General features: G+C 74.0%; 15 protein-coding genes. 9 read left to right on the top strand and 6 right to left on the bottom strand.

Going from position 1 to position 16,679, the window contains the following annotated elements; translation table 11 throughout:
* Window positions 1-104: 104 nt before the first annotated feature.
* Complete coding sequence (locus ABTZ17_RS02060) at window positions 105-785, bottom strand: endonuclease V (RefSeq protein WP_352193577.1); 681 nt, start codon at window positions 783-785, stop codon at window positions 105-107.
* A 26-nt stretch (window positions 786-811) separates the two neighbouring features.
* On the opposite strand from ABTZ17_RS02060, the gene ABTZ17_RS02065 reads away from it, so the two are divergent.
* Complete coding sequence (locus ABTZ17_RS02065; protein ID WP_352193578.1) at window positions 812-1,111, top strand: YciI family protein; 300 nt, start codon at window positions 812-814, stop codon at window positions 1,109-1,111.
* A gap of 218 nt (window positions 1,112-1,329) precedes the next feature.
* On the opposite strand, the gene ABTZ17_RS02070 is transcribed toward ABTZ17_RS02065, so the two are convergent.
* Complete coding sequence (locus ABTZ17_RS02070) at window positions 1,330-2,523, bottom strand: WD40/YVTN/BNR-like repeat-containing protein (RefSeq protein ID WP_352193579.1); 1,194 nt, start codon at window positions 2,521-2,523, stop codon at window positions 1,330-1,332.
* A 626-nt stretch (window positions 2,524-3,149) separates the two neighbouring features.
* Here ABTZ17_RS02070 and ssgD (ABTZ17_RS02075) point away from each other — a divergent pair.
* Together ssgD (ABTZ17_RS02075) and ABTZ17_RS02080 are read left to right on the top strand one after the other, a co-directional pair.
* Complete coding sequence (ssgD, locus tag ABTZ17_RS02075; protein WP_352193580.1) at window positions 3,150-3,566, top strand: spore wall synthesis regulator SsgD; 417 nt, start codon at window positions 3,150-3,152, stop codon at window positions 3,564-3,566.
* A gap of 251 nt (window positions 3,567-3,817) precedes the next feature.
* The gene (locus ABTZ17_RS02080) at window positions 3,818-5,470 is read left to right on the top strand and encodes an ABC-F family ATP-binding cassette domain-containing protein (RefSeq protein ID WP_352193581.1); all 1,653 of its coding nucleotides are present in this window, start codon (window positions 3,818-3,820) and stop codon (window positions 5,468-5,470) included.
* Between the two features lie 86 nt (window positions 5,471-5,556).
* Here the strand turns inward: ABTZ17_RS02080 and ABTZ17_RS02085 are convergent, their stop codons facing one another.
* Both ABTZ17_RS02085 and ssgD (ABTZ17_RS02090) read right to left on the bottom strand, forming a co-directional pair.
* Entirely contained in the window at window positions 5,557-7,209 is a 1,653-nt protein-coding gene (locus ABTZ17_RS02085) for an ABC-F family ATP-binding cassette domain-containing protein (protein WP_352193581.1), read from the bottom strand.
* A gap of 251 nt (window positions 7,210-7,460) precedes the next feature.
* Complete coding sequence (ssgD, locus tag ABTZ17_RS02090) at window positions 7,461-7,877, bottom strand: spore wall synthesis regulator SsgD (protein ID WP_352193580.1); 417 nt, start codon at window positions 7,875-7,877, stop codon at window positions 7,461-7,463.
* A 626-nt stretch (window positions 7,878-8,503) separates the two neighbouring features.
* Between ssgD (ABTZ17_RS02090) and ABTZ17_RS02095 the strand changes: the two genes are divergently transcribed.
* A complete protein-coding gene (locus tag ABTZ17_RS02095; protein WP_352193579.1) occupies window positions 8,504-9,697 on the top strand; it encodes a WD40/YVTN/BNR-like repeat-containing protein in 1,194 nt (397 codons plus the stop codon).
* A 218-nt stretch (window positions 9,698-9,915) separates the two neighbouring features.
* Here the strand turns inward: ABTZ17_RS02095 and ABTZ17_RS02100 are convergent, their stop codons facing one another.
* Window positions 9,916-10,215: a YciI family protein gene (locus ABTZ17_RS02100; RefSeq protein WP_352193578.1), complete on the bottom strand. Its 300-nt coding sequence runs from the start codon at window positions 10,213-10,215 to the stop codon at window positions 9,916-9,918.
* Between the two features lie 26 nt (window positions 10,216-10,241).
* On the opposite strand from ABTZ17_RS02100, the gene ABTZ17_RS02105 reads away from it, so the two are divergent.
* Complete coding sequence (locus tag ABTZ17_RS02105) at window positions 10,242-10,922, top strand: endonuclease V (RefSeq protein WP_352193577.1); 681 nt, start codon at window positions 10,242-10,244, stop codon at window positions 10,920-10,922.
* Between the two features lie 147 nt (window positions 10,923-11,069).
* Here the strand turns inward: ABTZ17_RS02105 and ABTZ17_RS02110 are convergent, their stop codons facing one another.
* Complete coding sequence (locus ABTZ17_RS02110) at window positions 11,070-12,269, bottom strand: saccharopine dehydrogenase family protein (RefSeq protein ID WP_352193576.1); 1,200 nt, start codon at window positions 12,267-12,269, stop codon at window positions 11,070-11,072.
* 89 nt (window positions 12,270-12,358) lie between these two features.
* Here ABTZ17_RS02110 and ABTZ17_RS02115 point away from each other — a divergent pair, with 89 nt between their 5' ends.
* The 4 genes from ABTZ17_RS02115 to ABTZ17_RS02130 all read left to right on the top strand — a co-directional run bounded on the left by ABTZ17_RS02115 (window position 12,359) and on the right by ABTZ17_RS02130 (window position 16,647).
* Window positions 12,359-12,742, top strand: a complete 384-nt coding sequence (locus tag ABTZ17_RS02115) for an MmcQ/YjbR family DNA-binding protein (RefSeq protein WP_352193575.1) — start codon at window positions 12,359-12,361, stop codon at window positions 12,740-12,742.
* A gap of 187 nt (window positions 12,743-12,929) precedes the next feature.
* Window positions 12,930-14,195, top strand: coding sequence for a CaiB/BaiF CoA transferase family protein (locus ABTZ17_RS02120; protein WP_352193574.1), 1,266 nt, complete (start codon window positions 12,930-12,932; stop codon window positions 14,193-14,195).
* A complete protein-coding gene (locus ABTZ17_RS02125) occupies window positions 14,192-15,334 on the top strand; it encodes an acyl-CoA dehydrogenase family protein (RefSeq protein WP_352193573.1) in 1,143 nt (380 codons plus the stop codon). The genes ABTZ17_RS02120 and ABTZ17_RS02125 overlap by 4 nt, the downstream gene beginning before the upstream one ends.
* Window positions 15,335-15,432: 98 nt before the next feature.
* The gene (locus tag ABTZ17_RS02130; protein ID WP_352193572.1) at window positions 15,433-16,647 is read left to right on the top strand and encodes an acetyl-CoA C-acetyltransferase; all 1,215 of its coding nucleotides are present in this window, start codon (window positions 15,433-15,435) and stop codon (window positions 16,645-16,647) included.
* The last annotated feature ends 32 nt before the right edge of the window (window positions 16,648-16,679 follow it).

The raw sequence follows: 16,679 nt of genomic DNA, 5'->3' as shown, positions 1-16,679 counted from the left end.
GTTCACATGTCAGGTTGCGGGTTCACATGTGAAGTTGCACGGTCACACCGTCACCTCTCCCCCGTGACGGCACACCGTCCCGCGCCACGGCTCGCCGCGCCCGGTCAGCCCCGGGCTTCGCGCAGGGCCCGACGGCACAGGGCGTCGGCGAGCCGGGTGCTCTCGGGGATCCGGTAGCGGGGGCTGAGGGCGAGGGTGTGGGCGCAGGCGTTGTCCAGGGAGACCCGGTGCCCGACGGAGACGTAGACCGGCTTGATCCCGGCCTGGGTGCGCAGGGCCCGGCCCACTTCGGCCCCGTCGACGGCGCGGAGGGCGGAGGTGCGGCCGCGGTCCGTGCCGAGGGGTTCGACGGTGAAGGTGAACGGATTCTTCGCGACCCCGATCGTGGGCAGTCCGGTGATCACGCCGAGGTGGCTGGCGAGTCCGAAGCCGCGGGGGTGGGCGATGCCGTAGCCGTCGCAGACGACGAGGGCGGGGACGGCGGTGAGGGCGTCCAGGGCGGCGAGCACGGTGGGCAGTTCGCGGAAGGCCAGCAGCCCGGGTATGTAGGGGAAGGCCACCCGGCCGACGGCGGTGGCCTCCTCGACGGTGTCGAGGGTGGCCGCGTCCAGGACCACGGCCGCGGCCGCCACCACGTCCTGCTCGTCGTCGTAGGCCACGTCCACCCCGGCGACCAGTCCGCGACCGGGCGGCGGCCCGACCTCGTCCCGGACGACCCGGATCCGCAGTTCGTCCTGTATCGCCCGGGCCTCGGCCTCGTCGGCGGGGGTCTTCACGCTCGTCATGGTGGTCCGAGAGTAGCCTGACGATCATGTTCGTCATGGAGCTCACGTACACCGCGCCCGTCGAAGAGGTCGAGGCGCACATGGACGCCCACATCGCCTGGCTGGACGGCCACTACGCGGAGGGGGTCTTCCTGGCCTCCGGTCGGAAGGTGCCTCGGGACGGCGGGATGATCCTCGCGGGCGGGATCTCGCGGGACGAGGCGGAGCGGATCGCCGCCGAGGACCCCTTCACCACGGCGGGGGTGTGCTCGTACCGGATCACGGAGTTCATCGCGACGAAGACCTCCTCCGACCTGGCCACGGTCCGCGAGTCCCCCGCTCTCTGAGCCTCCCGCCGCCTCATCCGGGCCCCCGGCACACCCCGGCCCGGGATGACGGCGGCCCTGTGTCGCGCGCACCGGTCCCGGGCCGGTGGGGACCGGTCCCGCGCGATGGCGGGGCCGGTCCCTCTCGGGTCGGCGCGGACCGGAGCGGACCCGGTGGGCGCACTCGGGACGCGTACGGTCACACGCCAAACTGCAATGTCACCTGTCAGCCCGCAATGTCACCTTGCAACAGGTTCCAGTCGCGCCAGCCGCCCCTGCTCCCCCGCGGCCCAGCAGCCCCCGTCCGGGGTGCAGTCCACGGTGTCGAAGGATCCGGTGTCCACGGTGCGCCAGGTGCGGCCCCCGTCGAGGGTGAGGTCGGTGCCGGTGGGGCCGACCGCCAGGGCGGCGGCGCGCAGGTACGGCAGCCAGGTGACGCCCGACCGGTAGGCGGCGGGCGGCCGGGTCGAGGCGGTCCAGCGGCGCCCGCCGTCGCCGGTGACCGCTGCGGCCCGCGGCGAGGGCTGGTCGGCGCGGTAGTCCCCGCCGACGGCGATGCCGTGGCGCCGGTCCCGGAAGGCCAGTCCGAAGACGCCCTTGGCGCCCTCGCCCGCCGGCACGGTGGTCTCGGTGACCGTCCAGTTCAGCCCGCGGTCCCCGGAGTGCAGCACCCGCCCGGTGGTCCCGCCGCCGGTGGCCAGCCACACGTCCCGCGATCCGGCGGTCACCAGGCACTGCCCGCTCGCCGCGAACCCGGCCTCTCCCGGCTGCGCCGCGGGCATCCCGCGGTCCGGCAGCACCCGCCAGGAGCGCCCGCCGTCGGCGGTGGACAGGATCCGGAAGCGCCCGTCCACCGGATCGCTCATGGCGAGCCCGTGGCGGGAGTCGAAGAAGGCCAGGCAGTCGTAGAAGGCCCGCGGGTCGGGATTGCGGAAGGTCTCGGTCCAGGTGGCTCCGGCGTCCTCGGTGCGGAAGACCCGGGAGTCCTCGCCCTCGCCGATGGACAGGGCCACCGCGCGGCGGGAGTCGAAGGCCTCGATGTCGCGCAGTTCCAGTCCGGCCGCGGCCGGCGGGGAGACGTCCGTCCAGCGGCGCCCCCCGTCGGTGGTGCGCAGGACGGTGCCCCGGGAGCCGGCGGCCCAGGCGGTGTGCCGGTCCACGGCGGCCAGTCCTCGGAACCGGGCCGTGCTGCCGGTCCGCTTCAGCGCCCAGCCGAGCGGGGCCTTCGCCCCCGCCGTCCCGAGTGCGCCGGCGCCGACGGCGGGGACCCCGCCCGTCCGGAGTTCCGTCCCGAGACCCGCGCCGACACCCGCGCCGTCACGGGCGCCCGGTGTCGCCGGTCCGGAGGGCGGGCCGGTGCCCGCGTGGGCGGCCGGGACCGCCAGGACCGCCGCTAAGACTGTCGCGCACACGCCAAGGGGGAGAAGTCTCATGGCGCCGGAAGCTAACGCACCTCCGTGATCTCCGTCCAGGGTGCGCGGGAGACGGGCCCGCACCTCCGCGCTAGGCCGTGTCTTCCGGATCTTGCCTGGCCCGCGACGCCTGGCACCGCGCCTCGCGGCACTGCGCGCGTTCCGCGCTTCGTCTCGGCTCCTCTTCGAGGACCTTGGAGGCCGAGCTGCCGGAAAGCCCGCTTACGTCCAGTAGGCGGGCTTCCCGGCGCCTTGCGATGCGCTCGGCCTCCGAAGGAGAGATCAAAGAGCCGAGACGGAGCGAGCGCAGCGAGTGCAGTGGCACCAGACGCCGCGGGCCTGACCGGCAAGATCCGAAAGACACGACCTAGCCGGTACGGACGGGTTCCGGCCGTTCTTCCGCGCGGGCCCCCCGGCGCCCCCGCCGGCCGCGCCCCGACCGACCCCTCCGCCCGCCTCCTCCGTCCCACAGCCCCACCTCGTGGGGCCGCAACTCCTCCGAAGCCCGCCGGATGATCACTCTGTGCGATCGCACGGCCGGTTTCCGGCCGGGGGGTGACACAGGTCACCCCCTGCCCGCGTGCACGGATCCGGCGGTTCCTGCGTCTACCTCTGTGCCCAAGAGATCCGCCGCAAGGGAGCTGGCTTTGATCACCGTCATCGAGCAAGCCGTACAGGCCCGCCTGGTCGCCACCGCCCCCAAGGTCGAGTCGGTGCCCGTCACGCTCGGCTACGACCGGGCCGATCCCTTCGCCCTGCGCATGTCCTTCCCCGCCCCCGCCACCCTGGAGGGCGTCGAGGTCTCCTGGACCTTCGCGCGGGAGCTGCTGACCGTGGGCCTGAAGCGGCCCACCGGCCTCGGCGACGTCCGGGTGCGCCCGTACGACGGGGACCGGATCGTGGTGGAGTTCCACGCCCCCGAGGGCATCGCCATCGTGCTCATGGAAACCGAGGAGGTCCGCGGTTTCCTCGACCGCACCGACGCCCTGGTCCCCTCCGGGCTGGAGCACCTGTACCTGGACATGGACCAGGACCTCGCCGAGCTCCTCCGCGATTCCCTCTGACCCTCCCCGGAACCCCGGAACCCCGGAACCCCTGATCCCTCCCCGCGGCGGGCCCCGGACGCATTCCGGGAGCCACCCGCGGCCTAATCCGGTTGCGTGCGCACCCGGCCGGCGCCTACGGTCACGGACGGAACTGCCCCCGTCGGATCGGAGAAGGACGTTGCTCCAGCGGCTCTGAGACACCCGCCCCTCACCAGTGGCCTGGTGTCTCCACGCGTTGCCCTTCATCACGCACGCAACCGGAGCCTCTTATGTCACGATCCCTCTCTTCCCACGCCTCCCTGACCTGCGCCGAGCTCACCTTCGAATGGCCGGACGGGACCCCCGTCCTCGACGGGCTGGACCTGACCGTCGGCACCGGCCGGACCGGCCTCGTCGGACTCAACGGCAGCGGGAAGTCCACCCTGTTGAAACTGGCCGCGGGCGAACTGACGCCCACCGGAGGCCGGATCACCGTCCACGGCACCACCGGTCACCTCCCGCAGACCCTCACCCTGGACACCTCGCTCCGGGTGGACGAGGTCCTGGGGATCGCCGCCACCCGCCGCGCCCTGCACGCCGTCGAGGCGGGCGCGGCCACCGAGGAGAACTTCGCCGCCATCGGCGAGGACTGGGACGTCGAGGAACGCGCCCACGCCACCCTCGACCAGCTCGGCCTCGGCTCCATCGGTCTCGACCGCACCGTCGGCGACGTCTCCGGCGGCGAGTCGGTACTGCTGCGCCTGGCCGCCCTCCTCCTCGCGCGCCCGGCGGTCCTGCTGCTGGACGAGCCCACCAACAACCTCGACCTGCGGGCCCGGCGCCGCCTGTACGAGGCGGTGGACTCCTGGTCCGGGGTCATGCTGGTGGTCAGCCACGACCGCGAACTCCTCGACCGCGTCGACCAGATCGCGGAGCTCCGGGAGGGCGGGGTCCGCTGGTTCGGCGGCAACTACACCGCCTACGAACGGATCCTGGAAGCCGAACAGGACACCGCGGAGCGGCTCGTCCGGGTCGCCGAGGCCGACGTACAGCGACAGAAGCGCGAACTGACCGAGGCACAGAGCCGGTTGGCCCGCAGGAAGCGGTACGGGCAGAAGATGCAGGACCAGCGCCGCGTGCCGCGGATCGTCGCGGGCAACCTCAAGCGCGCGGCCCAGGTCTCCGCGGGCAAGCACCGCGCCGTGCAGTCCGAGCGGCTCACCGAGGCCCGTGACCGCCTGGACCAGGCCGCCGAGGCGGTGCGGGAGGACCGCGAGATCCGGGTGGAACTGCCCGCCACGGAGGTCCCGCCGGGCCGCGAGGTGCTCACCGCCCGCGAGCTCCGCCTCGCCCACGGCACCCTGCTGCCGGGGGCCTGGGAGGTGCGCGGACCGGAACGGATCGCGCTGGTGGGCCGGAACGGCGCCGGGAAGACCACCCTGCTGCGGACCCTCGCGGGGCTGGCCGCTCCGGCGGACGGCGAGGTCACCGTCCGGGTGCCGCTGCGCTACCTGCCGCAGCGCCTGGACGTCCTCGACGACTCCCTGTCGGTGGCGGACAACGTGGCCCGGGTCGCCCCCCGGGCCACCGACAACCAGGTCCGGGCCAGGCTGGCGCACTTCCTGTTCCGGGGTGCCCGGGCCGACCGGCTCGCGGGCACCCTGTCGGGCGGGGAACGCTTCCGGGCCGCGTTGGCCGCCCTCCTGCTGGCCGATCCGGCCCCGCAGCTCCTGCTGTTGGACGAGCCGACCAACAGTCTGGACCTGGCCTCCGCCGCACAGTTGACCTCCGCACTGGAGTCGTACGCCGGGGCGCTGATGGTGGCCAGCCACGACGTGCCCTTCCTGGAGTCCCTCGGCATCACCCGGTGGCTGTTCCTCGACGAGGACGGGCTGCGGCCCAGCAGCCGGGAGGAGGTCCGGGGCGCCCTCTGGGAGGACTGACCCCCGGCCCGGACGGCGACCGGGAGCGGCCCGGCACCACCGCGCGGTGGTGCCGGGCCGCTCCCGGTCGCCGTCCGGGCCGGGGGTCAGTCCTCCCAGAGGGCGCCCCGGACCTCCTCCCGGCTGCTGGGCCGCAGCCCGTCCTCGTCGAGGAACAGCCACCGGGTGATGCCGAGGGACTCCAGGAAGGGCACGTCGTGGCTGGCCACCATCAGCGCCCCGGCGTACGACTCCAGTGCGGAGGTCAACTGTGCGGCGGAGGCCAGGTCCAGACTGTTGGTCGGCTCGTCCAACAGCAGGAGCTGCGGGGCCGGATCGGCCAGCAGGAGGGCGGCCAACGCGGCCCGGAAGCGTTCCCCGCCCGACAGGGTGCCCGCGAGCCGGTCGGCCCGGGCACCCCGGAACAGGAAGTGCGCCAGCCTGGCCCGGACCTGGTTGTCGGTGGCCCGGGGGGCGACCCGGGCCACGTTGTCCGCCACCGACAGGGAGTCGTCGAGGACGTCCAGGCGCTGCGGCAGGTAGCGCAGCGGCACCCGGACGGTGACCTCGCCGTCCGCCGGAGCGGCCAGCCCCGCGAGGGTCCGCAGCAGGGTGGTCTTCCCGGCGCCGTTCCGGCCCACCAGCGCGATCCGTTCCGGTCCGCGCACCTCCCAGGCCCCCGGCAGCAGGGTGCCGTGGGCGAGGCGGAGCTCGCGGGCGGTGAGCACCTCGCGGCCCGGCGGGACCTCCGTGGCGGGCAGTTCCACCCGGATCTCGCGGTCCTCCCGCACCGCCTCGGCGGCCTGGTCCAGGCGGTCACGGGCCTCGGTGAGCCGCTCGGACTGCACGGCGCGGTGCTTGCCCGCGGAGACCTGGGCCGCGCGCTTGAGGTTGCCCGCGACGATCCGCGGCACGCGGCGCTGGTCCTGCATCTTCTGCCCGTACCGCTTCCTGCGGGCCAACCGGCTCTGTGCCTCGGTCAGTTCGCGCTTCTGTCGCTGTACGTCGGCCTCGGCGACCCGGACGAGCCGCTCCGCGGTGTCCTGTTCGGCTTCCAGGATCCGTTCGTAGGCGGTGTAGTTGCCGCCGAACCAGCGGACCCCGCCCTCCCGGAGCTCCGCGATCTGGTCGACGCGGTCGAGGAGTTCGCGGTCGTGGCTGACCACCAGCATGACCCCGGACCAGGAGTCCACCGCCTCGTACAGGCGGCGCCGGGCCCGCAGGTCGAGGTTGTTGGTGGGCTCGTCCAGCAGCAGGACCGCCGGGCGCGCGAGGAGGAGGGCGGCCAGGCGCAGCAGTACCGACTCGCCGCCGGAGACGTCGCCGACGGTGCGGTCGAGACCGATGGAGCCGAGGCCGAGCTGGTCGAGGGTGGCGTGGGCGCGTTCCTCGACGTCCCAGTCCTCGCCGATGGCGGCGAAGTTCTCCTCGGTGGCCGCGCCCGCCTCGACGGCGTGCAGGGCGCGGCGGGTGGCGGCGATCCCCAGGACCTCGTCCACCCGGAGCGAGGTGTCCAGGGTGAGGGTCTGCGGGAGGTGACCGGTGGTGCCGTGGACGGTGATCCGGCCTCCGGTGGGCGTCAGTTCGCCCGCGGCCAGTTTCAACAGGGTGGACTTCCCGCTGCCGTTGAGTCCGACGAGGCCGGTCCGGCCGGTGCCGACGGTCAGGTCCAGCCCGTCGAGGACGGGGGTCCCGTCCGGCCATTCGAAGGTGAGCTCGGCGCAGGTCAGGGAGGCGTGGGAAGAGAGGGATCGTGACATAAGAGGCTCCGGTTGCGTGCGTGATGAAGGGCAACGCGTGGAGACACCAGGCCACTGGTGAGGGGCGGGTGTCTCAGAGCCGCTGGAGCAACGTCCTTCTCCGATCCGACGGGGGCAGTTCCGTCCGTGACCGTAGGCGCCGGCCGGGTGCGCACGCAACCGGATTAGGCCGCGGGTGGCTCCCGGAATGCGTCCGGGGCCCGCCGCGGGGAGGGATCAGGGGTTCCGGGGTTCCGGGGTTCCGGGGAGGGTCAGAGGGAATCGCGGAGGAGCTCGGCGAGGTCCTGGTCCATGTCCAGGTACAGGTGCTCCAGCCCGGAGGGGACCAGGGCGTCGGTGCGGTCGAGGAAACCGCGGACCTCCTCGGTTTCCATGAGCACGATGGCGATGCCCTCGGGGGCGTGGAACTCCACCACGATCCGGTCCCCGTCGTACGGGCGCACCCGGACGTCGCCGAGGCCGGTGGGCCGCTTCAGGCCCACGGTCAGCAGCTCCCGCGCGAAGGTCCAGGAGACCTCGACGCCCTCCAGGGTGGCGGGGGCGGGGAAGGACATGCGCAGGGCGAAGGGATCGGCCCGGTCGTAGCCGAGCGTGACGGGCACCGACTCGACCTTGGGGGCGGTGGCGACCAGGCGGGCCTGTACGGCTTGCTCGATGACGGTGATCAAAGCCAGCTCCCTTGCGGCGGATCTCTTGGGCACAGAGGTAGACGCAGGAACCGCCGGATCCGTGCACGCGGGCAGGGGGTGACCTGTGTCACCCCCCGGCCGGAAACCGGCCGTGCGATCGCACAGAGTGATCATCCGGCGGGCTTCGGAGGAGTTGCGGCCCCACGAGGTGGGGCTGTGGGACGGAGGAGGCGGGCGGAGGGGTCGGTCGGGGCGCGGCCGGCGGGGGCGCCGGGGGGCCCGCGCGGAAGAACGGCCGGAACCCGTCCGTACCGGCTAGGTCGTGTCTTTCGGATCTTGCCGGTCAGGCCCGCGGCGTCTGGTGCCACTGCACTCGCTGCGCTCGCTCCGTCTCGGCTCTTTGATCTCTCCTTCGGAGGCCGAGCGCATCGCAAGGCGCCGGGAAGCCCGCCTACTGGACGTAAGCGGGCTTTCCGGCAGCTCGGCCTCCAAGGTCCTCGAAGAGGAGCCGAGACGAAGCGCGGAACGCGCGCAGTGCCGCGAGGCGCGGTGCCAGGCGTCGCGGGCCAGGCAAGATCCGGAAGACACGGCCTAGCGCGGAGGTGCGGGCCCGTCTCCCGCGCACCCTGGACGGAGATCACGGAGGTGCGTTAGCTTCCGGCGCCATGAGACTTCTCCCCCTTGGCGTGTGCGCGACAGTCTTAGCGGCGGTCCTGGCGGTCCCGGCCGCCCACGCGGGCACCGGCCCGCCCTCCGGACCGGCGACACCGGGCGCCCGTGACGGCGCGGGTGTCGGCGCGGGTCTCGGGACGGAACTCCGGACGGGCGGGGTCCCCGCCGTCGGCGCCGGCGCACTCGGGACGGCGGGGGCGAAGGCCCCGCTCGGCTGGGCGCTGAAGCGGACCGGCAGCACGGCCCGGTTCCGAGGACTGGCCGCCGTGGACCGGCACACCGCCTGGGCCGCCGGCTCCCGGGGCACCGTCCTGCGCACCACCGACGGGGGGCGCCGCTGGACGGACGTCTCCCCGCCGGCCGCGGCCGGACTGGAACTGCGCGACATCGAGGCCTTCGACTCCCGCCGCGCGGTGGCCCTGTCCATCGGCGAGGGCGAGGACTCCCGGGTCTTCCGCACCGAGGACGCCGGAGCCACCTGGACCGAGACCTTCCGCAATCCCGACCCGCGGGCCTTCTACGACTGCCTGGCCTTCTTCGACTCCCGCCACGGGCTCGCCATGAGCGATCCGGTGGACGGGCGCTTCCGGATCCTGTCCACCGCCGACGGCGGGCGCTCCTGGCGGGTGCTGCCGGACCGCGGGATGCCCGCGGCGCAGCCGGGAGAGGCCGGGTTCGCGGCGAGCGGGCAGTGCCTGGTGACCGCCGGATCGCGGGACGTGTGGCTGGCCACCGGCGGCGGGACCACCGGGCGGGTGCTGCACTCCGGGGACCGCGGGCTGAACTGGACGGTCACCGAGACCACCGTGCCGGCGGGCGAGGGCGCCAAGGGCGTCTTCGGACTGGCCTTCCGGGACCGGCGCCACGGCATCGCCGTCGGCGGGGACTACCGCGCCGACCAGCCCTCGCCGCGGGCCGCAGCGGTCACCGGCGACGGCGGGCGCCGCTGGACCGCCTCGACCCGGCCGCCCGCCGCCTACCGGTCGGGCGTCACCTGGCTGCCGTACCTGCGCGCCGCCGCCCTGGCGGTCGGCCCCACCGGCACCGACCTCACCCTCGACGGGGGCCGCACCTGGCGCACCGTGGACACCGGATCCTTCGACACCGTGGACTGCACCCCGGACGGGGGCTGCTGGGCCGCGGGGGAGCAGGGGCGGCTGGCGCGACTGGAACCTGTTGCAAGGTGACATTGCGGGCTGACAGGTGACATTGCAGTTTGGCGTGTGACCGTACGCGTCCCGAGTGCGCCCACCGGGTCCGCTCCGGTCCGCGCCGACCCGAGAGGGACCGGCCCCGCCATCGCGCGGGACCGGTCCCCACCGGCCCGGGACCGGTGCGCGCGACACAGGGCCGCCGTCATCCCGGGCCGGGGTGTGCCGGGGGCCCGGATGAGGCGGCGGGAGGCTCAGAGAGCGGGGGACTCGCGGACCGTGGCCAGGTCGGAGGAGGTCTTCGTCGCGATGAACTCCGTGATCCGGTACGAGCACACCCCCGCCGTGGTGAAGGGGTCCTCGGCGGCGATCCGCTCCGCCTCGTCCCGCGAGATCCCGCCCGCGAGGATCATCCCGCCGTCCCGAGGCACCTTCCGACCGGAGGCCAGGAAGACCCCCTCCGCGTAGTGGCCGTCCAGCCAGGCGATGTGGGCGTCCATGTGCGCCTCGACCTCTTCGACGGGCGCGGTGTACGTGAGCTCCATGACGAACATGATCGTCAGGCTACTCTCGGACCACCATGACGAGCGTGAAGACCCCCGCCGACGAGGCCGAGGCCCGGGCGATACAGGACGAACTGCGGATCCGGGTCGTCCGGGACGAGGTCGGGCCGCCGCCCGGTCGCGGACTGGTCGCCGGGGTGGACGTGGCCTACGACGACGAGCAGGACGTGGTGGCGGCCGCGGCCGTGGTCCTGGACGCGGCCACCCTCGACACCGTCGAGGAGGCCACCGCCGTCGGCCGGGTGGCCTTCCCCTACATACCCGGGCTGCTGGCCTTCCGCGAACTGCCCACCGTGCTCGCCGCCCTGGACGCCCTCACCGCCGTCCCCGCCCTCGTCGTCTGCGACGGCTACGGCATCGCCCACCCCCGCGGCTTCGGACTCGCCAGCCACCTCGGCGTGATCACCGGACTGCCCACGATCGGGGTCGCGAAGAATCCGTTCACCTTCACCGTCGAACCCCTCGGCACGGACCGCGGCCGCACCTCCGCCCTCCGCGCCGTCGACGGGGCCGAAGTGGGCCGGGCCCTGCGCACCCAGGCCGGGATCAAGCCGGTCTACGTCTCCGTCGGGCACCGGGTCTCCCTGGACAACGCCTGCGCCCACACCCTCGCCCTCAGCCCCCGCTACCGGATCCCCGAGAGCACCCGGCTCGCCGACGCCCTGTGCCGTCGGGCCCTGCGCGAAGCCCGGGGCTGACCGGGCGCGGCGAGCCGTGGCGCGGGACGGTGTGCCGTCACGGGGGAGAGGTGACGGTGTGACCGTGCAACTTCACATGTGAACCCGCAACCTGACATGTGAACCCGCAACCTCACATGCCCCGCCCGCCCGCTTCGGTCGCCCCCCTCAGCCCGTTTCCCGCACGTCCGCCACCCGGAAGACGATGCCCGCCGCCCGCAGTCGCTCGGTGAGGGCATCACCCATCGCCACCGCCGTGGTCACCTGCCCCGCCGTGACGGGCAGTTCGTCGTGGGCCAGGCACAGCGCGGCCTCGGCCAGCATCTTGGCCGTCTCCCCGTACCCCGGGTCCCCGCCCGAGACCTCCGTGAACACCCGCCGGCCCCCGCCCTCCCCGACGAACCGCACGGTGAACCAGCTGCGGGCCCGACGCTCCGCGTCCGGACCGGTGCCCGGCTCCATCAGTCCCATCAGCCGCCGCCGCGCCGGCGGGAGCTGGGCCAGGGCCGCCGCCGCACCCACGGCGACCGTCCCGCCCAGCAGCACCGGCAGGGTCTTCACCGAGGCGTAGTGCCGGTAGCGGAAGTCGGGCCCGTACCGGTCCAGGGCGGCGGCCGACCGGGCCACGATCCGCGGGTCGAGCGTGGGCAGCGGGACCGCCCAGGTGCCCGTCTCGCGGCTGAACCGCGGCGCGCCCAGCGGGGCCCGGGCCCGACGGCCGAACAGCCGGGGCTCGTGCAGCCGCCGCTCCCGGGCCGCGCGCAGGGTCTGCGGGCCGCGGGCCAGGACGGTGAGGGCGGAGGAGAGGGTGCCTCCGGAGACGAAGGCGTCGGAGCGGACGAACGCGTCCACGCGCAGGGGTACGCCCTCGGGGAGCTGCCGCACCGTGAAGTAGGCGCCCAGGTCGTGCGGGACGGAGTCGAAGCCGCAGGCGTGAACGATCCGGGCGCCGGTCTCGCGGGCCCGGGCGTCCTGCTCCACGTAGGTCCGGTCCACGAACTCCGGCTCCCCGGTGAGGTCCAGGTAGTCGGTGCCCTCGGCGGCGCAGGCCGCGACCAGCCCGGAGCCGTACCAGACGTACGGCCCCACGGTGGTGGCCAGGACCCGGGTGGAGGCGGCGAGTTCGCGGAGGGAGCCCGGGTCCTCGGCGTCGGCGCGCAAGAGCGGGAGGTCGGCCAGGGCCGGGTTCAGTTCCGTGAGGGACTCCCGCAGCCGTTCCAGCCGGCCGGTGCTGCGTCCGGCGACGGCCCAGCGGCAGCCGGCGGGCGCGTGCTCGGCGAGGTAGCGGGCCGTCAGCTCCCCGACGAATCCGGTGGCCCCGAAGAGCACGAGGTCGTACGCCCGCTCGGGCGCCTCCTGTGGGTTCATGACGGCTTCATCCCCGCTCCTGACGGCTGTTGGTGGTGGCCGAGGCTAGCGTGAGCGGGAAACGGGCGTGCGAGCAGGGAGGGCCGGCGGTGGCGAAGGACGTGCGGACGTGGGAGCGGGTGAGGGCCTTCGCCCTGGGGCTGCCAGGGGCGGTGCAGGAGTTCCCGTGGGGTCCGGAGGACCGCGTGGTCAAGGTCAACAAGAAGATCTTCGTCTTCCTGGGTGACGTGGCGGGGGAGCGCCCGCTGTCGGTGACCGTCAAGCTCAAGGACGAGGACGTGCACGGGCACGCGATGACCATGCCGGGCGCGGAGCCGGCCGGTTACGGGCTGGGCCGTTCGGGCTGGGTGTCGGTGCCGCTGGCGCCGGCGGGGGCGCCTTCCGCGGCGGTGCTGTGCGAGTGGGTGGAGGAGAGCTACCGGACGGTCGCGCCGAAGAGCCTGGTCAAGGAGTGGGACGCGGGGCGGGGCTGAGAGGGGCCCGCGGCCCCGCCGGCCCGCGGGCCCCGGTCCGCTCGGCGGCGGGCGGTGACGGTCCGGCGGTCGCGGCGGGAAATCGCCTGAGCGCTTGCTCGTCCGGGGGTTGTGCTCACTGGAACGCGTTCCTAGCATCACTGGTGTTACATCAGTTGTGTCACATACCTGGGTACCTGGGGGCTCGATGGCAGTGACAGAGGACCGCGGCGCCGCCGGGACCGGTCCGCTCGCCGGGGTGCGGGTGGTCGAGCTCGCGGGCATCGGGCCGGGCCCCTTCGCGGCCATGCTCCTGGCCGACCTGGGGGCCGACGTGGTGCGGGTGGACCGGCCGGGCGGCGGCGCCCTGGCGGTGAACCCGGCGTACGACGTCACCAACCGGAACAAGCGCTCGGTGCTGGTGGACCTCAAGGCCCCCGACGGGCCGGAGCGGGTGCTCGCCCTCGTCGAACGGGCCGACGTGCTCATCGAGGGCTTCCGTCCCGGGGTCGCCGAACGCCTCGGGGTGGGCCCGGAGCAGTGCCGGTCCCGCAATCCCCGCCTGGTGTACGGGCGGATGACCGGCTGGGGCCAGGAGGGCCCCCTCGCCCCGCGCGCGGGCCACGACATCGGCTACATCGCGGTGACCGGGGCCCTGGGCATGATCGGCCCGCCGGACGGCCCCCCGGCGGTCCCCGCGAACCTGGTCGGGGACTACGCGGGCGGCTCCCTGTACCTGGTGGTGGGGGTGCTCGCGGCCCTCCAGCACGCCCGGACCACCGGCGAGGGCCAGACCGTGGACGCCGCCATCGTGGACGGCACCGCCCACCTCACCTCGATGATCCACGGCATGCTCGCGGCCGGCGGCTGGCAGGACCGGCGCGGGGCCAACCTCCTCGACGGCGGCTGTCCCTTCTACGGCACGTACGGCACGGCCGACGGCGGGTTCATGGCGGTGGGGGCGCTGGAGCCGCAGTTCTACGAGGAGTTCGTGCGGCTCCTCGGTCTGGGAGAGCTCGCCCCGGCCCGGAAGGACCTGGCCCGCTGGGGCGAGCTGCGGGAGGCCGTCACGGCCGCCTTCCTGACCCGGACCCGCGCCGCGTGGACGGCCGTGTTCGAGGACTCGGACGCCTGCGTGGCACCCGTCCTCTCGCTGCGGGAGGCCCCCGGGCACCCGCACCTGGCGGCCCGCGGCACCTTCACGGAGTCCGCCGGCATCGTCCAGCCCGCCCCCGCCCCGCGCTTCTCGGCCACCCCCACGACGGTGCGCCGCGGCCCGGCCCTGCCCGGGGCCGACACCGCCGAGGTGGCCCGGGACTGGGGGCTGCCCGCGCTCACCGACGCTCCCGCGGCGGCGGAGCCGTCCGTCGCACCCGCCCCGCCCGGCGGGGCCGCCCCGCACCCGGGCCCCGTACCCACCGAAGAGCCCGCGCCGGACGGCGGGCCGCGGCACCGAACTCTGGAGGACCGATGAAGCGGCAGATCTTCGACGCGGGACACGAGGCGTTCCGGGGGACCGTCCGCACCTTCCTGTCCAAGGAGGTGCTGCCGCACTACGAGGAGTGGGAGCGGGAGGGCATCGTCAGCCGCGAGGCGTGGCTCGCCGCCGGACGGCAGGGGCTGCTGGGCATGGCGGTCCCGGAGGAGTACGGCGGCGGAGGGAACCCGGACTTCCGGTACGCGGTCGTGCTGGCCGAGGAGTTCGTCCGGGCCGGCACCCCCGGATTCGCGGTCGGCCTGCACAACGACATCATCGGCCCCTACCTGACCTCCCTCGGCACCGAGGAGCAGAAGCGCCGCTGGCTGCCCGGATTCTGCAGCGGCGAGCTGATCTCGGCGATCGCGATGACGGAGCCGGGCGCCGGCTCCGACCTCCAGGGGATCCGGACCACGGCGGAGGACCGCGGGGACCACTGGCTCCTCAACGGTTCCAAGACCTTCATCTCCAACGGGATCCTCGCCGACCTGGTCGTGGTGGTGGCCCGGACCACCCCGGAGGGCGGGGCGCACGGGCTGTCCCTGCTGGTGGTGGAGCGGGGGGCGGAGGGCTTCGAGCGGGGCCGCAACCTCGACAAGATCGGCCAGAAGTCCCAGGACACCGCGGAGTTGTTCTTCCGGGACGTCCGGGTGCCGAAGGAGAACCTCCTCGGCGAGGAGAACGGCGCCTTCGTCCACCTGATGACGAACCTCGCCCAGGAGCGGCTGGCGATCGCGGTCTCCGCGATCGCCGCGGCCGAGCACCTGGTGGAGATCACCACCGGGTACGTGAAGGACCGCGAGGCGTTCGGGCGGCCGCTGGCCAAGCTCCAGCACGTGCGGTTCGAGATCGCGGAGATGGCCACCGAGTGCGCCGTCACCCGTACCTTCCTGGACCGTTGCGTCACCGAGCACGGGGAGGGCGGGCTGGACGCGGTGCACGCCTCGATGGCCAAGTGGTGGGCCACCGAACTCCAGAAGCGGGTCACCGACCGCTGCCTCCAGCTGCACGGCGGCTACGGCTACATGAACGAGTACCGGGTCGCGCGGGCCTTCACCGACGGCCGCATCCAGACCATCTACGGCGGCACGACCGAGATCATGAAGGAGATCATCGGCCGGTCCCTCCTCGGCTGACCGCCGGCGCCGCCCCCGCGCGGCGCCCTCCATCCCGGCGGTCGCGCCCGCCCGACCCCCGGTTCCCCTCCCCGGCTCCCTCCCCGAAAGGCTTACCAGTGAGCACCGAAGCGTACGTGTACGACGCGATCCGCACCCCGCGCGGACGCGGCAAGGCCAACGGGTCCCTGCACGGCACCAAGCCCATCGACCTGGTGACCGGTCTGATCACGGCCCTGCGTGACCGGAACCCGGAGCTGGACCCGGGGACGATCGACGACATCGTGCTCGGCGTGGTCGGCCCGGTGGGCGACCAGGGTTCGGACATCGCCCGGATCGCGGCCCTCGCCGCGGGTCTGCCGGACACCGTGGCAGGGGTGCAGGAGAACCGCTTCTGTGCTTCGGGTCTGGAGGCCGTCAACATGGCCGCCGCGAAGATCCGTTCCGGCTGGGAGGACCTGGTCCTGGCGGGCGGGGTGGAGTCCATGTCGCGGGTGCCGATGGCCTCCGACGGCGGGGCGTGGTTCGCGGACCCGATGACCAACCACACGGTGAACTTCGTGCCGCAGGGCATCGGCGCCGACCTGATCGCGACCCTGGGCGGCTTCACCCGCCGGGACGTGGACGAGTACGCGGCCCTGTCGCAGGAGCGGGCGGCGACGGCCTGGAAGGAGGGCCGGTTCGGCCGCTCCGTGGTGCCCGTCACCGACCGCTCCGGGCTGGTGGTCCTCGACCACGACGAGCACATGAGGCCCGGCACCACGGCGGACTCCCTGGCCCGGCTGAAGCCCTCCTTCGCCGACATCGGCGACCTGGGCGGCTTCGACGCGGTGGCCCTGCAGAAGTACCACTGGGTGGAGAAGATCGACCACGTGCACCACGCGGGCAACTCCTCCGGGATCGTGGACGGCGCGGCGCTGGTGGCCATCGGCTCCCGCGAGGCGGGGGAGCGCAACGGGCTGCGCCCGCGCGCCCGGATCGTCTCCGCGGCCGTCTCCGGCTCGGAGCCCACCATCATGCTGACCGGCCCCGCCCCCGCCACCCGCAAGGCCCTCGCCAAGGCCGGGTTGGAGATCGGCGACATCGACCTCATCGAGATCAACGAGGCCTTCGCCGGGGTGGTGCTCCGCTTCGCCGCGGACATGGGCATCGGCCTGGACCGGATCAACGTCAACGGCGGGGCCATCGCCCTGGGGCACCCGCTGGGCGCCACCGGCGCGATGATCCTCGGCACCCTGGTGGACGAGCTGGAGCGGCAGGACAAGCGCTACGGCCTCGCGACCCTGTGCGTGGGCGGCGGCATGGGCATCGCCACCGTCGTCGAACGCGTCTGACCCCTCCTGTCCCCAGTCACCCCTCCAGGAAT

Origin of the sequence: Streptomyces sp. NPDC097619, from assembly GCF_040302735.1 — a bacterium.
Taxonomy (GTDB): domain Bacteria; phylum Actinomycetota; class Actinomycetes; order Streptomycetales; family Streptomycetaceae; genus Streptomyces.
Note: the sequence above shows the minus strand (reverse complement) of the source record. Positions and strands in the feature narration are given on the sequence as shown.